This window comes from Chitinophaga sp. 10T418 (assembly GCF_056394125.1).
Genome location: NZ_JBFTHG010000036.1, coordinates 1 through 3,660 on the forward strand (window position 1 = coordinate 1; position 3,660 = coordinate 3,660).

The 3,660-nt window shown below is 49.6% G+C and carries 1 protein-coding gene; it reads right to left on the minus strand.

Features of this window, described 5'->3' with window-relative positions; genetic code table 11:
- The coding region (locus AC1DCV_RS35605) for a beta strand repeat-containing protein (protein WP_477027656.1) at positions 1-3,660 on the minus strand (3,660 nt) is incomplete at both ends.

The window sequence follows — 3,660 nt, forward strand, 5'->3', positions numbered from 1 at the left end:
CCGGTAACATTTATAGGTTCACTGAAGTGAACGGTGAAGGAGAGTACCTGGCCAAGTCTGTAAATGGCATTTGCCGGTACATCTACTGCTGTTACCACAGGAGCTGTTCCTGCAAAAACGAGGCTTAATGTATTGGAAGCGGTATTGCTATTATTGCCCACGTTCACGGCTACACTGGCGGGTACCTGGAGGGTTACTGCGCCATCTGTGGCAGGTGTTACGAGTACGGTGTAAGTAATATTGTCCGTTGTCTGGAATGCGCTTAAAGTTGCGTTGGTGGTGGTGATATCTCCAATTACAAATCCGGTCACCGCTTCAGTGAACGTAATGGTCGCCGTAAATGGCGCTATCACCGGTGAGGTAGCAGTAGTGGAAATGACCACACCCGGATTAGTGGTATTTACCAGTACCCCGGTAGTGTTGCCAACATTATTGAGTGTGAGCACTGCGTTGTTACCTGCCGCATCACGGATGGTGCCAGTCAGAGTTCCTACTGTAATACCGTCCATATCCATATCACCATTCTGTACGGTGTAGCTGAATACAAGGCCGTTTGTCCCACTGCCACTTACAAGTGTGGCCTGTCTGGTAGTCGCGCCTATTACTACACCCAGCGACGGTGTGCCGGTTACATTAACTATCTCACTGAAATGGACAGTAAAGGAGAGTACCTGGCCCTCGTTGTACACCGCGTTGGCGGGTACATCTACAGCCGTTACCGCAGGCGCAGTACCATCATAAACGCGGCTTAGAATATTGGAGGCGGTATTTGGGTTATTGCCCACGTTCACGGCTACACTGGCAGGTACCTGAAGCGTTACGGTACCATCAGCCGTTGGTGTAGCGAGCACGGTGTAAGTAATATTGTCCGTTGTCTGGAATGCACTTAACGTAGCATTAGTAGTGGTAATATCTCCAATGGTAAATCCAGTCATTGCTTCGCTGAAGGTAATTGTGGCAGTAAACGGCGCAATTACCGGAGAAGTAGCGGAAGTGGAAATGACCACACCCGGGAGGGTTGTATTCACGAGTACGCCTGTAGTGCTAGCCACATTATTCAGGGTGAGTACTGCGTTGTTGCCCGCTACATCACGGATAGTGCCGGTCAGGGTTCCCAGTGTAATACCATCCATATCCATATCACCATTCTGCACGGTGTAACTGAATACCAGGGCGTTGGTACCACTGCCACTTACCAGTGTGGCCTGTCTGGTAGTGGCGCCTATTACTACACCCAGCGACGGTGTGCTGGTTACATTAACTATCTCACTGAAATGGACGGTAAATGAGAGTACCTGGCCCTCGTTGTACACCGCGTTGGCGGGTACATCTACAGCCGTTACCGCAGGCGCAGTACCATCATAAACGCGGCTTAGAATATTGGAGGCGGTATTTGGGTTATTGCCCACGTTCACGGCTACACTGGCAGGCACCTGGATAGTCACCGTGCCATCTGCCGTTGGCGTGACGAGTACGGTATACGTAATGTTGTCTGTTGTTTGGAATGCACTTAACGTAGCATTGGTAGCGGTAATATCTCCGACTACAAATCCGGTCACAGTTTCCGTGAAAGTAATTGTAGCTGTAAATGGTTGATTCAGCGGAGATGTAGCGCTGGCTGTCACCGCCACGCCTGGTATGTTTGTATTTACAAGTACCCCTGTGGTATTTACCGCAGGAAGTGTAAGTACGGCATTGTTACCGGCTGCATCTTTTATAGTACCTGTGATGGCAGCGCCAAGGGTAATGCCGTCCATATCTACATCTCCGGCCTGCACTATATATAGGAAGCCCAATGTATCTGTACCAGTGCCGCCCTGATAGGTAGCCTGATGGGTAGTGCCACCAATGGTGATATCGAGCGTAGGCGTGCCCGTTACAACGATAGACTCACTGAAATGTGCTTTGAAGCGGAGCCCTTCACCGAGGTGATAAGTGCCATTAGCTGGTACATCTACGGCTGTAATAGTAGGCGCCGTGCCATCATAAACGCGGCTTAAAATATTGGAGGCTGTATTGTTGTTGTTACCCACGTTCACGGCTACACTGGCTGGTACCTGAAGGGTTACGGTGCCATCTGCGGTTGGTGTGACGAGGACAGTATACGTAATGTTGTCTGTTGTTTGGAATGCACTTAACGTAGCATTGGTAGCGGTGATATCTCCGACTACAAATCCAGTCACCGCTTCAGTGAAAGTAATCGTAGCTGTGAATGGTTGATTTAATGGAGACGTAGCGCTGGCTGTCACCGTTACACCTGGTATGTTTGTATTTACAAGTACCCCTGTGGTATTTACCGCAGGAAGTGTAAGTACTGCATTGTTACCGGCTGCATCTTTTATAGTACCTGTGATGGCAGCGCCAAGGGTAATGCCGTCCATATCTACATCTCCGGCCTGCACTATATATAGGAAGCCCAATGTATCTGTACCAGTGCCGCCCTGATAGGTAGCCTGCCGGGTAGTGCCGCCGATAGTGATATCGAGTATAGGCGTACCTGTTACGGCGATAGACTCACTGAAATGTGCTTTGAAACGGAGTCCTTCACCGAGGTGATAAGTGCCGTTGACAGGTACATCTACGGCTGTAATAGTAGGCGCCGTGCCATCATAAACGCGGCTTAAAATATTGGAGGCTGTATTGTTGTTATTACCCACGTTCACGGCTACACTGGCTGGTACCTGGATAGTCACGGTKCCATCTGCGGTTGGTGTGACGAGGACAGTATACGTAATGTTGTCTGTTGTCTGGAATGCACTTAACGTAGCATTCGTAGCGGTAATATCTCCGACTACAAATCCGGTCACTGCTTCCGTGAAAGTAATGGTAGCTGTGAATGGTTGATTTAATGGAGATGTTGCGCTGGCAGTCACCGCCACGCCGGGTATGTTTGTATTTACAAGTACCCCTGTGGTATTTACCGCAGGAAGTGTAAGTACTGCATTGTTACCGGCTGCATCTTTTATAGTACCTGTGAGCGCAGCGCCCAGGGTAATGCCGTCCATGTCTACATCTCCGGCCTGCACTATATATAGGAAGCCCAATGTATCTGTACCGGTGCCGCCCTGATAGGTAGCCTGATGGATAGTGCCACCAATAGTGATATCGAGCGTAGGCGTGCCCGTTACAACGATGGACTCACTGAAATGTGCTTTGAAGCGGAGCCCTTCGCCGAGGTGATAAGTGCCGTTGGCTGGAATATCTACAGCTGTAATAGTAGGCGCCGTACCATCATAAACGCGGCTTAGCATATTGGAAGCCGTATTGTTGTTATTACCCACGTTCACGGCTACACTGGCGGGTACCTGGATAGTCACCGTACCATTAGCCGTAGGTGTTACAAGTACAGTATACGTAATGTTGTCTGTTGTTTGGAATGCACTTAAGGTCGCATTGGTAACGATGATATCTCCGACTACAAATCCAGTCACAGCTTCAGTGAAAGTAATCGTAGCTGTGAATGGTTGATTCAGCGGAGACGTAGCGCTGGCAGTCACCGCTACGCCTGGTATGTTTGTATTCACCAGTACGCCTGTGGTATTTATCGCAGGAAGTGTAAGTACGGCATTGTTACCGGCTGCATCTTTTATAGTACCTGTGAGCGCAGCGCCCAGGGTAATGCCGTCCATGTCTACATCTCCGGCCTGCACTATATAGAGG